Below are 18728 nucleotides of genomic sequence, written 5' to 3' on the forward strand. Positions count from 1 at the left end.
ACACAAAACTTTTTACGCTCTCGCAGGAGGAGCACTTTTTGCAAGCGCTGCCTCTTCCGGGTCACCTTTTTGAGTTCAAGTTTTCGTACGCTACTGGTAATGCCGTGAACGAATGTCTGGTAGCGCAGCTTCGTTAAGCGTTTTTTCTGGTTTTGATCCTGTTATTGCTGCTGGTTCTGGCAAAATGTCATTTCGCTTCTCCCGCGATATCTCTCAACCTTATGTGCCGAGCTTGCTATTTTTTGCTCGATGTTTCATTTTTGCGCTCAATCAGTTGCAATACTTTTGGCTCAATCGCTTTCAGCATCTGTTCTTTGGAATGGCTGCCTGCTCCGCTGTTCTCCCCTTGCATTTGCACCTCAACCTGCGTTGTTGCAATGACATCTATTACTTGTTGCTTGGAGATATTTTTAGCGGCTGCGATCTCCACGACAGATTTCCCTTTTGCCAGTTCCTGTTTTAAGTCGGCTGCGCTCATTTTTAGCAAAGACAACAGCTTTTCATCATTGAAAAAAGCATCGGCAGTATAATCAGGCTGGCCATTCATCGTGAAAAAGCCTTCTACTTTCGCGGCGGAAGGTGTCGTTTCCCCTCCAATTAGCGACGCGCTGATCGTATTGCCCTGAACAAATACTTGGTAGAACGGGGTTTTCGCTCCCTTTTTGCTGTAATTGAGCATAAGCGTTTTTTGCTCCGCGTTCTCCATTTGCTCCATAGCAAACTCGTACTCGCTGATGCTGCCGTACATTTTATTCAGCAGATCGTCTACTTTCGCCTTGATTTCCTGCTCGGTGGAAGCAATCAGCGGCTTTTCCTCAGATCCCCCGTCATTTTCCTGGATGATGTGTTCAATCGTACCCGTACGGCTGTTTGTATGAAGAGTAAACTTTTTGCCGCTCCCGCTTTTGTCCTGCAAAGTGATGCTTGTTTGGACACCTTGAACGTTGCTGGCGTCGATAATCGCAAACGATTTTGTCTCTGGAAAAGCACGATACAGCTTTTCAAGTGTTGCCTTGCCGACTTCATCTACTTGGACTTGTTCGGCAGTCATCGGTGTTCGGGTCAAAATTTCAATCAAGGCTGGGGCTGCAAATGCTGCCGTTGGAATCAAAATCGCTGCGGCTGCGATACCGCTTATCAATCGTTTTTTCATAGTTATTCCGCTCCTTTTTTGTTGCAAATAGTGAGAATAGGATTGTTCGATTCGTCTGGAAATGGCCGGCGGGCACTCCATCGTTTCTGCTTTTTGCTCGAGATGTTCACGAATTTTGCGTTCCATAAGCATTGAGCTGTTCCATCCTTTCCGGGGGGAGATTCCGTACGTATTTTCGCAGCGCCTCAAGACCCGCATGGTATCTGGACTTGACTGTACCCGGCGGAATTTGCAGCAAGACCGCGATTTCCTCCAGCGTATAGTCGTGAAAAAAACGGAGGATAATCACCGTTCGCTGTTTGTCCGTCAGCTTTTGGATGGCCTGCTCTATCATTTGATTCGTTCCATCCATCAGCACAGTCGGTTGGTCCCAGTGATTCTCGTCCCGAAAGAAAACGCGGACGCGCTCAAAAATTCGGAATCTCCGCCAGCGTTTGACCCGAAATCGCTGTACTTGGCGGACGACCAAGCCATGCAGCCAAAAGTGGAAAGGCCGGTTCGTATCGTAGTTCGCGAGCGAGGTCCACATTTGCATGTAAATCTCGTTCATGACATCTTCCCGATCTTGCGGATGATCCACGAGAAAGGAGACTGTCCGGTACACATCCTGATAAGTTGCGTCATAAAACGCATGAAACGCCTGTCGATTCCCTTCTTTCATTTTCGCGAGCAATTCGTACATGTATTCCCTTTGCATTCAGAGGGCCCTCCTGAGTAAGCAGCTTACACCCTATATTGTCTCGTTTGCCCAAAAAGGTTCGGTCCGTTTGGCATTTTGCCAAAGAAAAGCGCCAGATCACACCTTTTGTGCTGGTGCGAATCTGACGCCCTCCCGTTTCGCCTATTAGACGAATGCTTGCATGGTGCCATGATCTGGCTGGCAAGCGTTCGCTATTCCTTTTTCCCGATCAGCAATTCCACTTCTGCGATTTCCTTCGGGATCTGCGCTGAGAGCACCTCATAGCCATCTGCGGTGACTAGCACATCATCTTCAATCCGAATGCCAATCGCTTCTTCCTCTATGTACAGGCCAGGTTCAATCGTGATCACCATACCAGGCTGCATGACAGCACTGTAGTCCGAAACATCGTGCGTATCCAGCCCAAGGTGATGCGACACGGCATGGTAGTAGTACCTGGACAGTTCGCTGCTGTCTTGGATAAGACCGAGACGCAACAGGCCATCCGCCAATACTTGTTTCGTGACCTCGTTTAGTTGTTGAAGCGTGACACCCGGTTTCACAGCTTCGATGGTCTTGATTTCGGCTTCGAGCACGAGTTGATAAATCGCTTTTTGACGTTCTGTAAAGCGGCCATTCACGGGAAATGTACGCGAAATATCAGCCGCATAGTAGTTCGATGCCGCACCAAGGTCGAGCAGGACCAGGTCACCATCTTCCGCTCGCTGATTATTCGCCTCATAGTGCAAAACAGTAGCATTGATGCCGCTCGCAATAATCGGCAAATACGGCAGCTCACGCACCCCGTTCGACTTCAACGCAAAATCATAGTGCGCCTCCAGCTCATATTCCATGATTCCAGGACGTGCATGCGCCCACATACGCCGGATGGCTTCATCTGTGATCGCAATCGCACGCTTGATTTCTTCGATCTCTGCCGGACTCTTTACCATGCGCAGTTCTTTCAGCCACGGGCCTGCATCCTGCATTTGCAAAGTCTTGTATTTCTTTTGCGCGTCTTCAGCAAACGCCTCTGCAAGGGTCTGCTCATCGCTCCACTGGTAACGATACAAGTCAAGATAGAGCGAGCACTGACCTTCGCAACGCCGCACAAAAGTCGCAAAAGCCTCCAGCCACTCATCGAGATAGTCGAAGTGTTCGATACCAGACAACTCTTTTGCCTCTTGATCCGCCAAGACGGCGCCTGTCCATTTCGCTTCCAGTTCATTTGGGCGCTGGAGAAATAACGTTTCGCTCACGCTGCCCGCGCGTTTCGTGATCATGAGAATGAGGTTGCTGCGCCCGATGCCGGTGAGATAGTAGAAGTTGCGGTTCGGTGAAAACGGATATTTATCGTCTTGGCTGCGCGTCTTGGCAACCCCAGAGAATAGGACCAGTACGCTATGCTCAGGCATTTTTTCCGCGAGTTTTTGACGGCGATTGACGAACTCTTTTGAATCCATGGTTGTTGTCATTTGTTTCCCTCTTTTCGCTTGTTCGCTTGTGAGTTTCTGCATGGTCTGATTTAGTTGTGTAAAAGGGTTCTTGATCAATTATCAATATTTTAGGATATTTTTAGCATTTGGGAAACGAATTTCGCAATAAAGCTTTTTTGAGGTGCCAACCTGTTACCTCACCCGTGCTTCCAGTCGCGGATGCGTGTGCGGAACATGCTTTCGGTTTTCAATCCGTCCCTCGCAAAAGTACCTTTGGAACAAGCCGAATGTATACTAGCTCCCCGATAAGTTCTACAACCGTTTGCGTTACGATGACAGCAGACACCACCCCGTTTAGTGGTTCTGGTAGCGCCAGTGCAAAGGGAAGAACGACAAGCGAGTTACGAGTTGCTGCGCTAAAAATAAGAGCTCGCCCCGCTCCGATATCTAGACGGAACAGACGAGAAACGATACGAGCAACAATCGGCGTAATGACCATATATGCTGCATAGACGGGAACCACTTGGACAATAGACTCAAAAGAGGTATATAGTTTAGCGATTTGTGATGCAACGACAACAAAAAGAGTCAGGGCCATAAAAGGTACTGGAAGCCATGCAGTCGCATCAAGGAGATGTTCTCCCTTTGACTGCCGCCGTGCCCACCATTGTGTAAGCAGAGCAAGCAACAGCGGGGCAACGATAAGTCCTAAAAATGCTTCGAAAAAAGGCCCGACACTCACGATTTCAGCCGCTGTCTTGCCCATAAACAGCCATAAGTAAACAGGCAATAAGAGCATTTGGGTGACAAAAAGGATCGGAGTTGAAACCAGAACAAGCTTTTCGTTCCCGCGCCCAAGATGTGTAAAAACGATCACGTAGTCAATGCAGGGCGTGAGCAAAACAAGAAGCACACCTAACAGGATCGCTGGATCGGCTGAAAGAAACCGGGTTAACCCCCACACCAGAACAGGTACGGCTATGTAATTCGTAATAAGTAGTGCATAGATGAACTTTCGATTTGTTAACGCCGCTTTTAAACGAAAAAAAGGAATTTGCGCAAACATGCCATACATTAAAATGGCGAGTACAATCGAAATCATCTGATCGAAACTTTTGCTGGATTCCGGCCACAACAAGCCAAATCCGACAGCAATCATTAATACAGCAGCATATAGCCATATTTGATGCTTTTCTAATTGCTCTCTTGCAATCACTTCTCGCACTGCCCCTTTCTAACACGCCCCCGTATTGTTTATCTTCTGCAAACATTCATCATAGCGGCGCTGACCGTTTTTTCGCTCAGGCGCTGGCAGCAATCCAACAGATTCATAATAACGAAGTGTCGATGCGCTCAATTCTGCTTTTGCAGCCAATTGACCGATGCTAAGACCTGACATAACGGCCATCCTTGACTTAAAGTGAACTTTACGTTTTATGATTCCATTATATCTCGTTAAGGCAAAGGATGTAGACAAAATGAGCAAAGAATGGAGCACAAAAAACCCCTCGCACCATGAGGCACAAGGGGTTTCCCCGTCACCAAGTCAAGGTGACGGGATTGTAGCTGCTTGCTTCAATGCGTGAAAAGTATGCATCAGAGCACGATTGCCCAAATTTCGAATAGGCCAAAGTCGATTAAAGGTAGATTCAACCAAATGGCGTACTGTTCTGATGCCAACTCTTCTCAGTGCATTTATAGCTCGTGTAGAAAGGCGACCAGTGTCATACTCAAAGATCGTTTCGATAGGCTGATCTAAAGGTAGTACGATATCCTTTAATAAATTGATGATTGGCTCATCAGGTGAATCTGCAGCAACATGATACAGACTCTCTTTCTTCCGAATGTCCTCGATCAGTTGCAAGGTTGCTTCTGATTGCTCACGAAGTATAGCCCATGTGTCGTCAATTGGTGCAGCGACGATTTTACCGCTCTTGCATAGTTCTCTGATCGTGTCATTGCTAAGCTCCCAGGCTTCGGATGCCTCGTTAACACCCATAATATAAACCAGCGCTTTTTTCATTAAATAGCCCCGCCTTGTTCACTTTACTCTAGTTTACTATGTCCGGCAGGGTAAGGCTATGAACGGACAGACATGGTAGCATCTATCGATATCCACTGCCAGTCCTCATCGTTTACCAGCTTGATCCGGCCAGTACAAATCGACTGGCTGCAAACACGTTATCTTTTCTAGAGACACGCGTCTCTTTCACTCATAGTGCCCCCCGATCTTGCTCGCGCGTTCTTTCGCCTGACCAGCCTCCGTGACAGAGGCTGCCCGCAAAATCGCGTCCGTACCAAACCGCGTACGAATCTCATCGATCGTCCGGGCGAGCGAACGGCGTTTGTGGTTGTCTGTGAACAAATTCAGCTGCACGGCATGATCGGAAACGAGTTGTTCCAGATTGATCCCGATACTGCAAACAACCGGCAGGCTGCCTCATACAGCTCCATGGCATCATTCGTCGTTTCCGCCAGCTTCATCTGTCGGCCAAAGCCTTCTCCTGCCGACAAGTTCGCCCCCAAAAAGAACGTTTGTTCTCATTCGAACAACCGGGAAACTTGCAAATAAAAAACGCCCGGTTTCCCGAGTGGCGATAGCCTGACTTGTACGATTTCCCCCCGACATGGTAGCCCATTTCAATTTCCGGCAAGCACCGGACGATCTGCCAGTCATCCACGATGTAGTGAGCGCTGGCTTCTGTCGTCGGCTTGTTGAAGTAGTTCCGGTTTGCTACCGCATCGGCGCCTTTTTTCTCGTTGGCTGTCCAGTGGATGACCAGTCCTTTCGGGACCATCTTTGTACCTGGTCTGGCCGTTGGGTTCGTGAGTAGCATTTCTGTGATTTGCATGTTATTTCCCTTCCCCTCTCCCTTTTAGTACCTCTACTGCTCGCTTAATCAATTCGGGAACGGGCAGGCCAATGCGTCCCGCGTTCTCGATAATGCTTAGCAGCTCATTTGCCAGGTAAAAAAAGATCGTCGCGGATGAAATTTTGGTCACCAAGCGACATGTCGATCAGATGCACCATCGCAACCATGCAAAAGATGAACAACTTCCGCGCAATGCCGATCATACCGACCTTGCTTTTTAACTTTCCTTCCATTCCGGCTGCAATCAGGCCAGTGACAAAATCAAAAATGACGAATGCGAGTAGCACACTGAGCAATGCTGACCAGCCGCCAAAAAGAAAAGAGGCTGCTGCGCCTCCGATAGCAATTCCTGTTTTGATAAAGTTGTCCATTCGCTCTTCTTCCTCTCTCCCCTCGGTGCAGTAAAAATTGCCCCGGTCGGCTCGGGGCTGGCTCATGGTCTAGTTGATAAAAAATACCCCCGGGATTTCCCGAGGGCCATTGATGGAAGCAAAGATATTAATTAAACTTAAAAACCCAAGAGTGTGTGCGGGTGACGCCAGTGATGTCAGTGTAATCAAATGATACCGTTGTTTCCCCTACTCCAACCTTATCTACGATCAACGATACATTCATCGCACCATGCTGGATTCTAGGGTTTCCTACAGCAGGATCACTGCTTCTCGCGTTCGAAAATGTAACCGTACCAGGGCCATTCGCTTGATCCAGGAAGATTGCACTGAGATTGTGATTGTATGGTAATTCCTGTGGACCAAATGCTGCTCCATCTTCAAACATTGTTCCAAGATTAAATATTGGTGTGCTATTCTCGACTTATTCCCTTCTCTTTACGAGGGTTTTCGTTCGAGCCTACACCGTGCAGGCGACTTTCATCGCACACGGCGTTCCATCAACGGATAAGAAAGAAAATTCACAATGGGCGTTTTTATCGTACACCAATTATGTCTGCATTGACACAAATTGTTTTCGACAAATATATAGGGAGCCACATTAGCCGCCCCCATAAAAAACACCCCTTTCAACGAATGGAGCATTACACCAAAGGCTTACCTTCAGTGCCTAGCCCCAATGCTTCCGGGTCTTCTTTTACGGCTGGTTTCAAGCCAACCGACACACTGTTGTATATGCGGCGGCCAGCGACGATCAGAGCAACGTAGATCGCTACCAAAATGTCCTCACCTCCCCCCCAAAGATACGAACCAGATGCCAAGATTAATTAGCGCTGATTTCAGCATCAAGCATCGCCTGCACTTCCTCTCGAAGATGCGCGGGAACTTGTTCCATCTCCCGCCTGCCTGCCTTGATCAAACTGTAGTAAATTGCTGCCACTCTGCCGTCCCTCCTGGCATCTGCTCTTTCAACATCAGCAACTCTTCATACAGTTGAGCAGTTGCCTCCATGATTGTGAACTTGCCATTTTTTTCGGCGACCAGCTCCGCCTCCAGCCTGACAATCTTTTGTTCCGGCGTTTCCTGCTGCTTTTTGCGAATTTCCGTGATGGACTCTTGATTGCTGAACTTCATCAGTCAAAAGCACCTCCGTATCCATAGACGTGGACGCGTTGCATGGCATCAGTCCATCCTGACTGATCCCGTCCTGACCCGGCCAATCCACCCCAACGCAATGCCTGTAAGTCCAGACACAACTGTAATAACTGTGATCATGCCGTCAAAATTCATGTTCCTATCCCCTTCCTCATCCGGGAACAAAAATTTCCCCGATCTGTTCGGGACTGGCTCTCGGTCTTGTTGTCATGTAAAGCTACGCGACTCTTTGCAGCAGGCTTGACCGTGCCAAATCAGCAGGCGAAACCTTGCCGATATCGCCGCTCCTCAGCCTGATGCCCGCTGCCTCAAACATCTTGTCCACCGTCCCGATGTGCGCCTGGATAAATTCGGTCATTGTGGCAACCTGCGCCGCTGTCAGCTCGCCGCGATATCGGTACACGTCACATTGCCACGGTGGATAATTATTGTGGTGCCGCTACAATGGAAACCGCCAATCCATCTCCGCAATGTGCATGTCATCCAGCACGATAGCAAGGTGACTGTATGGTGAGTCAGTAAACCACTGTATAGCCCCCGCCAAAGGCGAGCGACCAGATACAAAAAGAAGGTCCAAGCGCTTCAAGTCCATGCGCTCGACCTCCTACCAGTTGACAGATTTCACTTGTTTTTTTGTTTCAGCAGCTTCGACCTGAGCTTTCAGGTCCAGTACCTAGCGATTTGCTCCTGCTTATGCTGCCCTGCCTCCAGCACCACCTCAATGAACTGTTCCCGCGTCAGGCTGACGATGCCCGCGTCTTCCGTTTTCCATTGCGTCTCGGCAAGATCAGGTTTCAACAGAAATAGCGTGCTCTGCTGGTTGAAGTTTGCCTAGTCTTCCTCGTTGAAACGGAACTGGCGTCCGGTCGACGCAGAGGTAAAGCCTGTGTAAATCGCCTTGAAGCACTCCCGGTTCGGCCCTTCACGAGAAAATTTGAAGACCATATGCAGAAGATTTATGAGTGATTTGTGGGTACGCTTGTGGGTGAGGCGATTTTTACACCCGCACCCACCAAAACAAAAAAACCCCTCGCACCATACGGCACAAGGGGTTTCGGTTCTTAGTAAGCAGCCATGTACTGCTCGCGCTCCCAGTCGTGAACGCGTGTGCGGAACATGTCCCACTCGATTTCTTTTGCTTCGATGAAGTGCATCAGTGCATGCTCGCCCAGCGCTTCGCAGATCACTGGATCGGCTTTCAGGCACTCGATTGCTTCTTTCAGTGTTGCTGGCAAGTTTTCGATGCCGTTTGCTTCGCGATCTTGCTCAGTCATCACGTAGATGTTGCGATCGATGGCTGGCGGCACAGTCACTTTGTTTTTGATACCATCCAAGCCTGCTTTCAGCATGACAGCCAAAGCGAGGTATGGGTTTGTTGCCGGGTCTGGGCTGCGCACTTCGATACGAGTTCCCATGCCGCGGGAGGCAGGGATACGGATCAAAGGAGAGCGGTTCTTCGCGGACCATGCCACGTAGCAAGGCGCTTCATAGCCAGGCACCAGACGTTTGTAGGAGTTCACCAACGGGTTGGTGATCGCTGTGAAACCGCGAGCATGCTGCAAAATACCTGCGAGGTAATGCTTCGCTGTTTGGCTCAAGCCCATTTCGTCTGTCTCGTCATAAAAAGCATTTTCATTGCCACGGAACAAGGATTGGTTCGCGTGCATACCGGAACCGGCTACGCCGTACAGCGGTTTTGGCATGAATGTCGCATGCAAGCCGTGTTTTTGTGCAATCGTTTTGACAACCAGCTTGAACGTCAAGATTTGGTCAGCTGCTTGCAAAGCATTTGCGTATTTGAAGTCGATCTCGTGTTGGCCTGGAGCCACTTCGTGGTGAGAAGCTTCGATTTCAAAGCCCATTTTTTCCAGCGTCAAAACGATATCGCGACGGCAGTTTTCGCCGAGGTCGAGTGGAGCAAAGTCAAAATAGCCACCCTGATCGTTCAGGTCAAGCGTAGGTTCGCCTTTGTCGTTGAGCTTGAACAGGAAGAACTCAGGTTCTGGTCCCACGTTAAACGCGGAGAAGCCCATTTCTTCTGCTTCTTTCAGCGCGCGTTTCAAAATGTAGCGAGGGTCACCCTCGAATGGAGAGCCATCTGGCATATAGATGTCACAGATCAGACGTGCAACTTTCCCATGCTCGTTACCCCACGGGAATACAACCCAAGTATCCAAATCCGGTACCAGGTACATATCCGATTCCTCAATACGAACAAAACCTTCGATAGAAGAACCGTCAAACATCATTTTGTTGTCCAATGCTTTCGGCAGTTGGGAAGAAGGAATCTCCACGTTTTTGATAATCCCCAGCAGGTCGGTAAACTGCAGACGGATGTATCTCACGTCCTCTTCTTGGGCCAATCGCATAATGTCTTCTCTTGTGTACTTGCTCACATTTCTCTCCTCCTGTCTCTCTCACAACTTTATATCAGTGGAAGAAGCGGGAAAGCTCTCCACGAATCAATGCGTCCTCGCCTGGGCGGGCTGCATTGCGATACATGATTTGTTGCCTTAGCAGCTGATGCAGTTCCTTGTCAGACATGTCCTTGCGCTTCACTTCGGACGTTGTAGAAATTTCCGTCGGTTCCATGACAGGCTCTTGCAATTTCAACACTTGCTTGATCCCTGCAATGTTGAGTCCTTTTTCAATCAGTTCCTTGATCTCCAACAGTCGGTCTACATCATTGAAGGAGAAAAGCCGCTGCTTTCCTTCCGTGCGAGCCGGTTGAATCAGGTCATTTTGCTCATAGTAGCGTATCTGTCTCGCAGTGAGATCAGTCAGCTTCATGACGATCCCAATTGGAAAGAGGGCCATATTCCGGCGAAGGTCATCACTCATGACTTGTCCCTCCTCTATCGTTTTCCTTATGCTTTATTTTATGCAAAAGCACAAACACTGTCAACGGATGTTAGAAAATATTACGCAAGAAAGTGACCTCTTTTGAAAAAATCCACGTTATCCCCGTATTGATCTCACGACATGCCTGCCTCAATGGTTGTTTCTCGCAGTACCGTCCGCGCACAGTCGAATAGCAAAAAGACGGCTTCTCCCATCCGAGAGAATGCCGTCTTTCCTTTTGTAAAAACCGTTTACGCCTCAGGCAATTCGAGCAATCCTTTGTCCAGCATGCCGTTTAACGCCGTCAAAATTCCTACTTTGACATGCGAGTACGTCAAACCGCCTTGCACAAAGCCCAAGTATGGCGGGCGAATCGGACCGTCTGCGGAAAACTCGATGCTCGCTCCTTGAATGAACGTTCCCGCCGCCATGATAACCGGGTCTGCATACCCTGGCATTTCGCTCGGGTACGGCGTGACGTGCGAATCGACGGGAGCTGCTTTTTGAATCCCTTGGCAAAAAGTAATCAGCCGTTCCGCACTGCCAAAAGCGACAGACTGAATGAGGTCCGTGCGCGGTTCATGCCAGAGCGGATTGGTCTGAAAGCCGAGTCGTTCCAGCAGGGCGGAGGAGAACACCGCGCCTTTCAGCGCTTCTCCCACGACGTGCGGCGCCAGGAAAAAGCCTTGAAACATTTCCAACAGCGAGTACAGCGACGCCCCGCCCTCTGCGCCAATCCCTGGTGCTGCCATCCGGAACGAAGCGAGACGCACAAGGTCTTCCCGCCCGACGATGTATCCGCCAGTCTTGACCAGACCGCCGCCCGGGTTTTTGATGAGCGAACCAGCCATAATGTCTGCGCCGACATGCAGCGGCTCCAGCTCTTCCGTAAATTCACCGTAGCAGTTGTCCACGAACACGATCAGCGCCGGATTAATTTCCTTGACCATGCGGATCATCTCGCGGATTTTGGCGATCGTAAAGGACGGACGATCCGCATAACCGCGCGAGCGCTGAATGCCAATCACTTTTGTCTTGGGCGTAATCGCCTGCGCCACCGCGACAAAATCGATTTCGCCCTCCGGTGTCAAAGGCACATAGCTGTACCCGATCCCGTATTCTTTCAGCGAACCTTGGCCTTCGCCGCGCACACCTACGACCTCTTCCAACGTGTCATACGGCTTGCCCGTGATGTAGAGCAAATCGTCGCCAGGACGCAAAATCCCAAACAGCGAAATGGCAATCGCATGTGTTCCGGAAATGATGTGCGGTCTAACCAGCGCCGCCTCTCCGCCAAAAACGTCTGCGTAGATCGATTCCAGCGTAGCCCGGCCAGAGTCGTCGTATCCGTATCCGGTCGATGGCGAAAAGTGAAATTCGTTTACCTCATGCTTTTGAAAAGAGCGCAGCACCTTCAATTGATTGGTGTCCACCAGCGCGGAAATTTGACGATGTCTTTCGGAGATCATCGCTTCTACCTCCAGGACGAGAGGACGAAGCTTTTCCCCGTGAGAAAAATATTGAAACATAGGTGATCTTACCAACTCTCTTCAACAGTCTCTGGTTTATCCAGGAGAAAAGGAGCAATCCGCCCATAGATCGGATGGTCCCGGTTCACGCGTACAGTGACCAGGTATGACTCCTCTTCTTCATTAAATTGCTGTTCCATTTCAACCCCTTCACGATGCAAAAGGGACAAAATATCTCCGCGCTCCACCGGAACCCGCAGCTTCAGTTCATGGAAGGAAGCGAGCGCAAAAGCTTCCAGTCTCGCCAGCAGCTTTTGCTGATCCTCCTTGCGCATGGCCGAAATGAGGATTGAATCCTCCGCATGCGGCAAGTAAGACCGTTCTGTCAAAAGGTCCGCTTTGTTGAATACGACGAGTTGCGGAATTTCTTCCGCTTTCAACTCGCGCAAAATTTTATCGACAACCTCCATGTGCACCCGAAAATCAGGATGGTGGCTATCGACCACATGCAAAATCAAATCTGCTTCCTTTACCCCTTCCAACGTAGAGCGGAACGCAGCGACCAAGCTCGTCGGCAAGTCCTGAATGAATCCAACGGTATCTGTCAGGAGCACTTCCAGGCCGCTTGGCAACTCCAGCTGTCTTGTCGTCGGGTCCAAAGTGGCAAACAGCTTATCTTCTTGCAGCGTATTGGCTTGCGTCAATTGATTGAGAATGGTCGATTTTCCCGCGTTTGTATACCCGACCAGCGCAATCTGGAACACTTTGTTTTTCTTGCGGCGCTCCCGATGCAGCTGTCTCGTGCGGACGGTGTCTTCCAACTGCTGTTTCAGCTCGCTGATCCGTTTGCGGATATGGCGTCGGTCGCTTTCCAGCTTGGTTTCACCGGGACCGCGCGTACCGATTCCCCCGCCAAGCCGGGAAAGCTGCTTCCCTTGCCCTGCGAGACGTGGCAGCAAATAATTGTACTGGGCAAGCTCGACTTGAATTTTCCCTTCGCGGGACTGCGCCCGTCCAGCAAATATATCCAGAATGAGCTGCGTCCGGTCGATGACCTTGCAATCGAATATCCTGTCGAGATTGCGCGTCTGACTCGGCGACAGCTCGTCGTTGAAAATGACCACATCAATGTCCAGCTCATGGGCCTTATCGGCAATTTCATCAATTTTGCCCGTCCCGAGATACCAGGCCGAGTCGATTCGATCCCGGTTCTGCGTCACGACATCGAGCACCTCAACGCCAGCAGTGGCAGCCAACTCATGCAATTCTTCCATGGAGAGACGTGTTCGCTCTGCATCGCGGTTATCCAAAAAGCAACCGACCAAGATCGCCGTTTCTTTCGTTTTGATCAGATCGTTCACCGATTCACGCCCTTTCTTCTCTTATCATACCACATTTTGCCCATTTCGTTACGGGTGTGATGTGTGGTATGGACCGCCTTGTTTCCATTAGCAAATTTTCAATTACCACTTGAGGCTTCCCCTTTATATTCAAGCCATTGTATCCAAGTAGGGTGGCGAGAGTCAGTCAAACATGAGATCGTAATTAGCATCCTCGACAACATGATCATAGTTGATCCAGCTCATCTCTTCTAATTGCAAGACGCTTTTAAAGGTATTTACAATCTGAAATATATTGCTGCCAGAACGTACTTCTGAAGGCGTCAAAGTAGCGTTTAGTGTCTCTAGTTGTTCATGTGTAAAACCAAAAACGGCGAAGCTGCCGATATTGGCTTCGGCAAATGATTGCAAGATCAGCTCATCGAAATTGTTTTTTATTTCCTCTCTCAGTTCGTCGCCTGCCTGATTGTATACAATCTCAATCAGATCTCCCTCAGGGTATCTCTCCTGAGCCATTTCCCAAAGCAATCCTTCCTCTAATTCGTAGTTTATTCGCAGGCTGGCAATGATTTTTCCATGATCGTATATGCGATAACCCCAACCATGATCTTCCTCATGGTCAAAATACATGACTGGATATTCATGAGACATGTCCATTATTCCAGCGTCGTTATCACCCTCTGTCAAATAAACGATCCATTTATGATTCAGTTCCTTCATAACAGATCTGCTTTGCGCGTATTTTGCAACTTTCCCCATATGGATGCGCTCCATTAAAAAGCCGGATGTAAACTCGCTCACAAACGATCAGCTCCTCGATTTGAATATTTTACAATACAAGGTAAATTTGCATAATACTCTCTACATTTTTCATCGGAAAAAGCAAACCACTTTGAACAGCATCTCAGTGACACCCTTCGAAAATTCCATAATATGTAAATCAACACCTTCATTTTTGAAAAATAGGCAGCTTTTATCGGCTCCCTGAGTATACTTTTTGTATGATGGTCAAGGCAGGTGACACGGGTGAAGCAAGCAGGAGCGAGTTCAGCAGCAGATGTACATGAATCGTCCAGCAGTTCCAATCGTATTCAGGTCGTTTTCAACCGACCGTTGCGTATTAAACAACCGAATACTTTGGCTGAAATTGTTCGTGCTTCAGCAAGTGCCAATTTGGCTTCTGTCTTTGATGAGTTGGAAAACCTGATTGGCTTGCATGAAGCCAAAAAGACGATTTACGAAATTTATGCGCTCATCAAAATGAATAAAGAACGGGAAAAGCATGGACTGAAAATCGAAAAGCAAGTATTCCACATGGTGTTCAAAGGAAATCCTGGCACAGGAAAAACAACGATCGCCCGACTGTTCGGCAAAATCTTTAAAGAAATGGGGGTATTGTCAAAAGGCCACTTGATTGAGGTCGAGCGCGCAGATCTTGTGGGGGAATTTATCGGGCATACGGCCCAAAAAACAAGAGATTTGGTCAAAAAAGCGCTTGGCGGCATCTTGTTCATCGATGAAGCTTATTCGTTGGCGCGCGGCGGCGAAAAAGATTTTGGAAAAGAAGCCATCGACTGCCTGACGAAATCACTTGAAGATTACGGCAATGAGTTTGTTTGTATCATCGCCGGGTACAACGAGGAGATGGACTCCTTTCTTGAACTCAATCCAGGAATGCCCTCCCGCTTTCCGGTTCATATCAAGTTTACTGACTACGATGCAGATGAATTAATGGAAATTGCTCATCTAATGTCAAAGAACAAGGAATACGAACTGAGCAAGGACGCCAGTGAGAAATTGAGACGGCGAGTAACGGCAGCTCTTAACGATCCTTTCGTCGAGAACTTCAGCAATGCGCGGTTTGTTCGAAATAACATCGAAAAAGCAATCCGGGTGCAAGCTGTGCGCTTGTTGAAGGTGTATGAGCCAACGAAAGAAGATTTACTGACGCTAAAATCCGAGGATTTCACCATATAGGGCTGCCGCGTCTCCCCATCCATACAATGAAATCCCTCTCAAGAAGGAGGGATTTTTTCGTTGCCAGCATTCTTTTCTAAGCTTTATTTTTCAAGCCGAACCTACTCACCACTGGAGCGAAAAGGCACACCCCGAGCAACGCCCCCGAGATGAACGGAACGACATGCTGCAGCGGATGCAGGACGGGCGAAACGCCTTTGACAAAAAGCGCATCCCAACAAGCTACGGCCATGCCCACGGCCGCTACGCCGATCCAAAACAGCCCTTTCACATGCGCTGCCGCCTGCTCGACTTGGATACTTCTCTCCCTCCGCTCACGCCCGCAACGCCAGATGACGTACACAATGGCCAGTCCGCCCAACAGCGTGCTTCCGTGCTGGAGCAGCTTGTAGACGGGAACCTCCCAAGCAGCAAGCGAAATGCGTTGTTGTAGCAAGGCAAATCGTTCCACCATGCTTCCCCGGTCATGGGTAAAAGAATCCCAGAGGACGTGACTGAAGCTTCCCAGCAAAGCGGAATAAGCGAAAATCACAAACGATAAAAAGAAGCTTCGCCCTCGCCCGCGATTCGCCTGGTCCCAGCCCTTGTCGCCAGCCAAACCCTTTGCTATCCACAGGGGCACAACCGCCAGCAAGCCTTTCTCCACGACAAACCGATACAGCAAATAAAGCAGCATGACGAGCGGCAAGTCAAAGGTAAACAGTCCGAGTGTCGTATGGCTGTAGACGCTGTAAGGCGCCAACCGCAAAAAATACTCAAAGTCCGGAGCCATGCTGCCAAGCACAAGCGCCGGGAACGATACCCAGGCAAACTTTTTTAGCGGCAGCACAATCGCCGGATGCGAAAAAGTAAATGGCATGAAATCACTCGCTTTGTTTATTTGGGGAGCAGGACGGCAACAACTTGTTTGCCGCTCACTTGAATCCCTTTATCTTGTTTTCCGCAATGCGCCAGCTCTTTGACCAGCCCCTCGACGAGCTTTTTCGCTTCCTGGCTCTCTTTTTTCTCCAGGCGCACGGTCAATTGCACGGCGTCGCCTGCCGCCAATATTTTTTCGGCTTGTCGCTTTTTCGTCTCGTAATCGTGATCTTCGATAAAAGCGCTCAGGCGCAGCTCTTTTACTTTCATGCCTTTTTCTGCCTTGCGCTGCTTGGCCTTTTCGCGATTGAGCTGTTCTTTATGATTCGTGCGGTTTACGAGTTGGCACGGAGGCGGACTTGTCGCCAGCGAGAGGCACACCAGGTCGACGCCTTGCTCTTTTGCCATTTGCAACGCGACTTTGGTAGCGACAATCCCGAGGTCTTCTCCGTCCACTCCAGTGAGGCTGACTTCTGCCGCTTTTATTTGTTCGTTCACAATCATCTTTGCTCACCCTGTCCTTTCATTTCCAAATAACTTACATTCTACAGCTTGCTGCTCCTCTCCTTCCTTTTGTTTGCAACATTCTTGGTCAACCTCATGACGAGCGCGCTTTGTTTTTGTATAATAGATCAGTATTGACAGTGGATTGAGAATCATTTACATTTACATTCTGTTAGCCAGCTAACAAACGGGGGTACTCTGGTGGAATTTGATTATTCTACTGCTTTGACGCATGCAATGGGCCATGTGATGAAGCTTCACAAGAAGAACGTTGAATACTTGATTCAAAACTATGACGTCTATCCGGGACAGCCCATCCTCCTCATGCGTCTTGCCCACACAGACGGCTTGATTCAGAAAGAGCTGGCCAGACGAATCCAGGTCAAACCGGCTACTCTTACCGTCATGATCAATCGCATGGAAAAATGCGGTCTGGTCGAACGTCGTGCTGACGAACGCGACCAGCGAATCTCGCGGGTTTTTCTCACAGACAAAGGTCGTTTGGCGACAAAAGCTGTCAAGGAAGCACTGCGCGTTCTTGAACTAAAATGCTTTGAAGATTTTACTGATGAAGAAAAAATCGTTCTGCAAGGCATGCTGGATAGAATGCACGGCAACTTGATGACCTTTTATATGGAAAACACCCAACCATCTGAAGAAGCCAAAGAGTAGCGGGGGCGTTTGCTTTTCATTCCACAACAGAAAGGTTGGAACATCCCTTTGAACCATGTAGCAAAAGAACTGGACTCATCGGCGCTTGCCGAAAACAAGACGCGCCGCCTGTGGATCGCCACCATTTTAGGCTCGCTTTCAGCGTTTGGCCCTTTGTCGCTGGACATGTATTTGCCTGCTTTGCCGCTTCTGGCTGACGATCTTTCCACCAGTACGTCGATGGCGCAGCTCAGTTTGACCGCCTGCCTCATTGGACTGTCTGTCGGTCAGCTTTTCGCGGGACCGATCAGCGACGTACGCGGACGCAGAATGCCACTTTTGATCGGACTTATTTTATACGCCTTGTCTTCTTTTTTGTGCGCGGTTGCTCCTTCGATCTATACGTTCATCTTCCTCCGTTTTGTGCAGGGACTTGCTGGCTCTGCCGGGATCGTCATCGCTCGCGCTACTGTACGCGATTTGTATTCGGGCACAGAGCTGACGAAGTTTTTTGCCCTGCTGATGCTGATTAACGGGATTGCGCCGATTGCCGCGCCTATCGTCGGCGGTCAGCTGCTGGAGTTTACCTCCTGGCACGGCGTGTTTGTCGCACTCGGTCTGATCGGCGCCGTCATGCTGCTCGTCGTCATGCTCGGATTGCCGGAGACGTTGCCTGTCAATCGCCGTTCCAAAGCCGGAATCGGCAATACGCTCGCCACTTTTGGCGGGCTGGTGAAAGATCGGGTTTTCATGGGCTACGCCTTGTCGCAAGGTCTGGTCACGGCCGCGATGTTCGCTTATATCGCCGGATCGCCCTTTGTGTTCCAGAAAATTTTTGGTGTCTCTCCGCAAGGCTTCAGCATGATTTTTGCCATGAATGGGGTAGGAATTATCATCGCCAGCCAAATTACCGGACGACTTGCCGGAAAAGTCAAAGAGACAAAACTGTTTGTCACTGGCATTTTGCTGGCTGGGCTTGGCGGAATCACGCTGCTCGCCATGATCGTGCTTGACGCTGGGCTGGTTGCCGTGCTCGTGCCTTTGTTCTTCGTCGTTTCCAGCGTCGGTATCGTCGGGGCGACAGGCTTCTCGCTCGCCATGCAAAATCAGAGCAAAGCAGCAGGCAGTGCGTCTGCCTTGCAAGGTCTGCTCTCCTTCATCAGCGGCGGTATTGTCGCTCCGCTGGTCGGAATCGGAGGGGAAGGCACTGCTGTGCCGATGGGCATTGTCATGGCGCTTGCCACCATCGGCTCGATTGTCTGCTATCTGTTCATGATTCGTCGAAAAGCCGCGTAACTTTTCAGATGCGGCGTAGACGCAACAAAACGAGGATTCGCGTATGCGGCCTCGTTTTTTTTTTGACACTATTGCGAACGTATGTTCTTTTGTGGTATCATTTGCTT

The 18728-nt window shown here is 49.5% G+C and carries 24 protein-coding genes and 1 pseudogene; 3 read left to right on the forward strand and 22 right to left on the reverse strand.

The window, feature by feature from the left end; translation table 11 throughout:
* Positions 1 to 235: 235 nt before the first annotated feature.
* From DEP07_RS27340 to DEP07_RS27430, 20 genes and pseudogenes are all read right to left on the reverse strand, one after another.
* Positions 236 to 1285, reverse strand: coding sequence for a hypothetical protein (locus DEP07_RS27340; protein ID WP_287103267.1), 1050 nt, complete (start codon positions 1283 to 1285; stop codon positions 236 to 238).
* Complete coding sequence (locus tag DEP07_RS27345; protein ID WP_122965348.1) at positions 1260 to 1850, reverse strand: sigma-70 family RNA polymerase sigma factor; 591 nt, start codon at positions 1848 to 1850, stop codon at positions 1260 to 1262. Before DEP07_RS27345 ends, DEP07_RS27340 begins: the two co-directional genes overlap by 26 nt.
* 194 nt (positions 1851 to 2044) lie before the next feature.
* On the reverse strand, positions 2045 to 3295 hold the full coding sequence (locus DEP07_RS27350; protein WP_429827562.1) for an aminopeptidase P family protein: 1251 nt from the start codon (positions 3293 to 3295) through the stop codon (positions 2045 to 2047).
* A gap of 220 nt (positions 3296 to 3515) precedes the next feature.
* Positions 3516 to 4484: an arsenic resistance protein gene (locus DEP07_RS27355; protein WP_287103269.1), complete on the reverse strand. Its 969-nt coding sequence runs from the start codon at positions 4482 to 4484 to the stop codon at positions 3516 to 3518.
* An 18-nt stretch (positions 4485 to 4502) separates the two neighbouring features.
* Entirely contained in the window at positions 4503 to 4676 is a 174-nt protein-coding gene (locus tag DEP07_RS27360; RefSeq protein WP_340965192.1) for a MerR family DNA-binding transcriptional regulator, read from the reverse strand.
* Between the two features lie 138 nt (positions 4677 to 4814).
* On the reverse strand, positions 4815 to 5291 hold the full coding sequence (locus DEP07_RS27365; RefSeq protein WP_122965345.1) for a DNA-directed RNA polymerase subunit alpha C-terminal domain-containing protein: 477 nt from the start codon (positions 5289 to 5291) through the stop codon (positions 4815 to 4817).
* Positions 5292 to 5477: 186 nt separating this feature from the next.
* Positions 5478 to 5645, reverse strand: coding sequence for a hypothetical protein (locus tag DEP07_RS27835; RefSeq protein ID WP_371736934.1), 168 nt, complete (start codon positions 5643 to 5645; stop codon positions 5478 to 5480).
* Positions 5636 to 5752, reverse strand: a complete 117-nt coding sequence (locus DEP07_RS27840) for a hypothetical protein (RefSeq protein WP_429827561.1) — start codon at positions 5750 to 5752, stop codon at positions 5636 to 5638. Before DEP07_RS27840 ends, DEP07_RS27835 begins: the two co-directional genes overlap by 10 nt.
* On the reverse strand, positions 5749 to 6120 hold the full coding sequence (locus DEP07_RS27375) for an N-acetylmuramoyl-L-alanine amidase (RefSeq protein WP_353772901.1): 372 nt from the start codon (positions 6118 to 6120) through the stop codon (positions 5749 to 5751). The genes DEP07_RS27840 and DEP07_RS27375 overlap by 4 nt, the downstream gene beginning before the upstream one ends.
* Before the next feature lies 1 nt (position 6121).
* Positions 6122 to 6512: pseudogene (locus DEP07_RS27380) on the reverse strand (phage holin family protein).
* Between the two features lie 662 nt (positions 6513 to 7174).
* Positions 7175 to 7309: a CD1375 family protein gene (locus tag DEP07_RS27385; RefSeq protein ID WP_254223122.1), complete on the reverse strand. Its 135-nt coding sequence runs from the start codon at positions 7307 to 7309 to the stop codon at positions 7175 to 7177.
* Between the two features lie 44 nt (positions 7310 to 7353).
* Complete coding sequence (locus DEP07_RS27390; RefSeq protein ID WP_255679063.1) at positions 7354 to 7470, reverse strand: CD1375 family protein; 117 nt, start codon at positions 7468 to 7470, stop codon at positions 7354 to 7356.
* Positions 7446 to 7664: a hypothetical protein gene (locus tag DEP07_RS27395; RefSeq protein WP_287103270.1), complete on the reverse strand. Its 219-nt coding sequence runs from the start codon at positions 7662 to 7664 to the stop codon at positions 7446 to 7448. The genes DEP07_RS27390 and DEP07_RS27395 overlap by 25 nt, the downstream gene beginning before the upstream one ends.
* 238 nt (positions 7665 to 7902) lie before the next feature.
* The gene (locus DEP07_RS27400; protein WP_287103271.1) at positions 7903 to 8088 is read right to left on the reverse strand and encodes a hypothetical protein; all 186 of its coding nucleotides are present in this window, start codon (positions 8086 to 8088) and stop codon (positions 7903 to 7905) included.
* Between the two features lie 257 nt (positions 8089 to 8345).
* A complete protein-coding gene (locus DEP07_RS27405) occupies positions 8346 to 8483 on the reverse strand; it encodes a DUF4376 domain-containing protein (RefSeq protein WP_254223123.1) in 138 nt (45 codons plus the stop codon).
* Between the two features lie 263 nt (positions 8484 to 8746).
* The gene (gene glnA, locus DEP07_RS27410; protein WP_122965289.1) at positions 8747 to 10081 is read right to left on the reverse strand and encodes a type I glutamate--ammonia ligase; all 1335 of its coding nucleotides are present in this window, start codon (positions 10079 to 10081) and stop codon (positions 8747 to 8749) included.
* Between the two features lie 34 nt (positions 10082 to 10115).
* Positions 10116 to 10526, reverse strand: coding sequence for a MerR family transcriptional regulator (locus tag DEP07_RS27415; RefSeq protein ID WP_063230129.1), 411 nt, complete (start codon positions 10524 to 10526; stop codon positions 10116 to 10118).
* Between the two features lie 251 nt (positions 10527 to 10777).
* Positions 10778 to 12055: a methionine gamma-lyase family protein gene (locus tag DEP07_RS27420; protein ID WP_217021304.1), complete on the reverse strand. Its 1278-nt coding sequence runs from the start codon at positions 12053 to 12055 to the stop codon at positions 10778 to 10780.
* A gap of 8 nt (positions 12056 to 12063) precedes the next feature.
* On the reverse strand, positions 12064 to 13356 hold the full coding sequence (gene hflX, locus DEP07_RS27425; RefSeq protein ID WP_287103272.1) for a GTPase HflX: 1293 nt from the start codon (positions 13354 to 13356) through the stop codon (positions 12064 to 12066).
* A gap of 162 nt (positions 13357 to 13518) precedes the next feature.
* The gene (locus DEP07_RS27430) at positions 13519 to 14136 is read right to left on the reverse strand and encodes a hypothetical protein (RefSeq protein WP_173598854.1); all 618 of its coding nucleotides are present in this window, start codon (positions 14134 to 14136) and stop codon (positions 13519 to 13521) included.
* Positions 14137 to 14361: 225 nt separating this feature from the next.
* Here DEP07_RS27430 and DEP07_RS27435 point away from each other — a divergent pair, with 225 nt between their 5' ends.
* Positions 14362 to 15312: an AAA family ATPase gene (locus tag DEP07_RS27435; protein WP_173598855.1), complete on the forward strand. Its 951-nt coding sequence runs from the start codon at positions 14362 to 14364 to the stop codon at positions 15310 to 15312.
* Between the two features lie 76 nt (positions 15313 to 15388).
* Here the strand turns inward: DEP07_RS27435 and DEP07_RS27440 are convergent, their stop codons facing one another.
* Together DEP07_RS27440 and infC are read right to left on the reverse strand one after the other, a co-directional pair.
* Entirely contained in the window at positions 15389 to 16171 is a 783-nt protein-coding gene (locus DEP07_RS27440) for a DUF4184 family protein (RefSeq protein WP_287103273.1), read from the reverse strand.
* Positions 16172 to 16188: 17 nt separating this feature from the next.
* A complete protein-coding gene (gene infC, locus DEP07_RS27445) occupies positions 16189 to 16674 on the reverse strand; it encodes a translation initiation factor IF-3 (RefSeq protein WP_063227528.1) in 486 nt (161 codons plus the stop codon).
* 201 nt (positions 16675 to 16875) lie between these two features.
* On the opposite strand from infC, the gene DEP07_RS27450 reads away from it, so the two are divergent.
* Both DEP07_RS27450 and DEP07_RS27455 read left to right on the forward strand, forming a co-directional pair.
* The gene (locus DEP07_RS27450) at positions 16876 to 17346 is read left to right on the forward strand and encodes a MarR family winged helix-turn-helix transcriptional regulator (protein ID WP_063227529.1); all 471 of its coding nucleotides are present in this window, start codon (positions 16876 to 16878) and stop codon (positions 17344 to 17346) included.
* A gap of 48 nt (positions 17347 to 17394) precedes the next feature.
* Positions 17395 to 18621, forward strand: a complete 1227-nt coding sequence (locus tag DEP07_RS27455) for a multidrug effflux MFS transporter (protein ID WP_173596518.1) — start codon at positions 17395 to 17397, stop codon at positions 18619 to 18621.
* The last annotated feature ends 107 nt before the right edge of the window (positions 18622 to 18728 follow it).

The organism is Brevibacillus sp., assembly GCF_003521185.1.
In the GTDB taxonomy this organism is placed as follows: domain Bacteria; phylum Bacillota; class Bacilli; order Brevibacillales; family Brevibacillaceae; genus Brevibacillus; species Brevibacillus parabrevis.

What these genes read in the sequence shown, in the direction of transcription:
- DEP07_RS27350 (WP_429827562.1), bottom strand. Translation starts at nt 3,295, where the DNA reads ATGGATTCAAAAGAGTTCGTCAATCGCCGTCAAAAACTCGCGGAAAAA.
- DEP07_RS27840 (WP_429827561.1), bottom strand. Translation starts at nt 5,752, where the DNA reads ATGAAGCTGGCGGAAACGACGAATGATGCCATGGAGCTGTATGAGGCA.
- infC (WP_063227528.1), bottom strand. Translation starts at nt 16,674, where the DNA reads ATGATTGTGAACGAACAAATAAAAGCGGCAGAAGTCAGCCTCACTGGA.
- DEP07_RS27440 (WP_287103273.1), bottom strand. Translation starts at nt 16,171, where the DNA reads ATGCCATTTACTTTTTCGCATCCGGCGATTGTGCTGCCGCTAAAAAAG.
- DEP07_RS27375 (WP_353772901.1), bottom strand. Translation starts at nt 6,120, where the DNA reads ATGCAAATCACAGAAATGCTACTCACGAACCCAACGGCCAGACCAGGT.
- DEP07_RS27415 (WP_063230129.1), bottom strand. Translation starts at nt 10,526, where the DNA reads ATGAGTGATGACCTTCGCCGGAATATGGCCCTCTTTCCAATTGGGATC.
- DEP07_RS27345 (WP_122965348.1), bottom strand. Translation starts at nt 1,850, where the DNA reads ATGCAAAGGGAATACATGTACGAATTGCTCGCGAAAATGAAAGAAGGG.
- DEP07_RS27340 (WP_287103267.1), bottom strand. Translation starts at nt 1,285, where the DNA reads ATGCTTATGGAACGCAAAATTCGTGAACATCTCGAGCAAAAAGCAGAA.
- DEP07_RS27420 (WP_217021304.1), bottom strand. Translation starts at nt 12,055, where the DNA reads ATGTTTCAATATTTTTCTCACGGGGAAAAGCTTCGTCCTCTCGTCCTG.
- DEP07_RS27360 (WP_340965192.1), bottom strand. Translation starts at nt 4,676, where the DNA reads ATGGCCGTTATGTCAGGTCTTAGCATCGGTCAATTGGCTGCAAAAGCA.
- DEP07_RS27365 (WP_122965345.1), bottom strand. Translation starts at nt 5,291, where the DNA reads ATGAAAAAAGCGCTGGTTTATATTATGGGTGTTAACGAGGCATCCGAA.
- DEP07_RS27395 (WP_287103270.1), bottom strand. Translation starts at nt 7,664, where the DNA reads ATGAAGTTCAGCAATCAAGAGTCCATCACGGAAATTCGCAAAAAGCAG.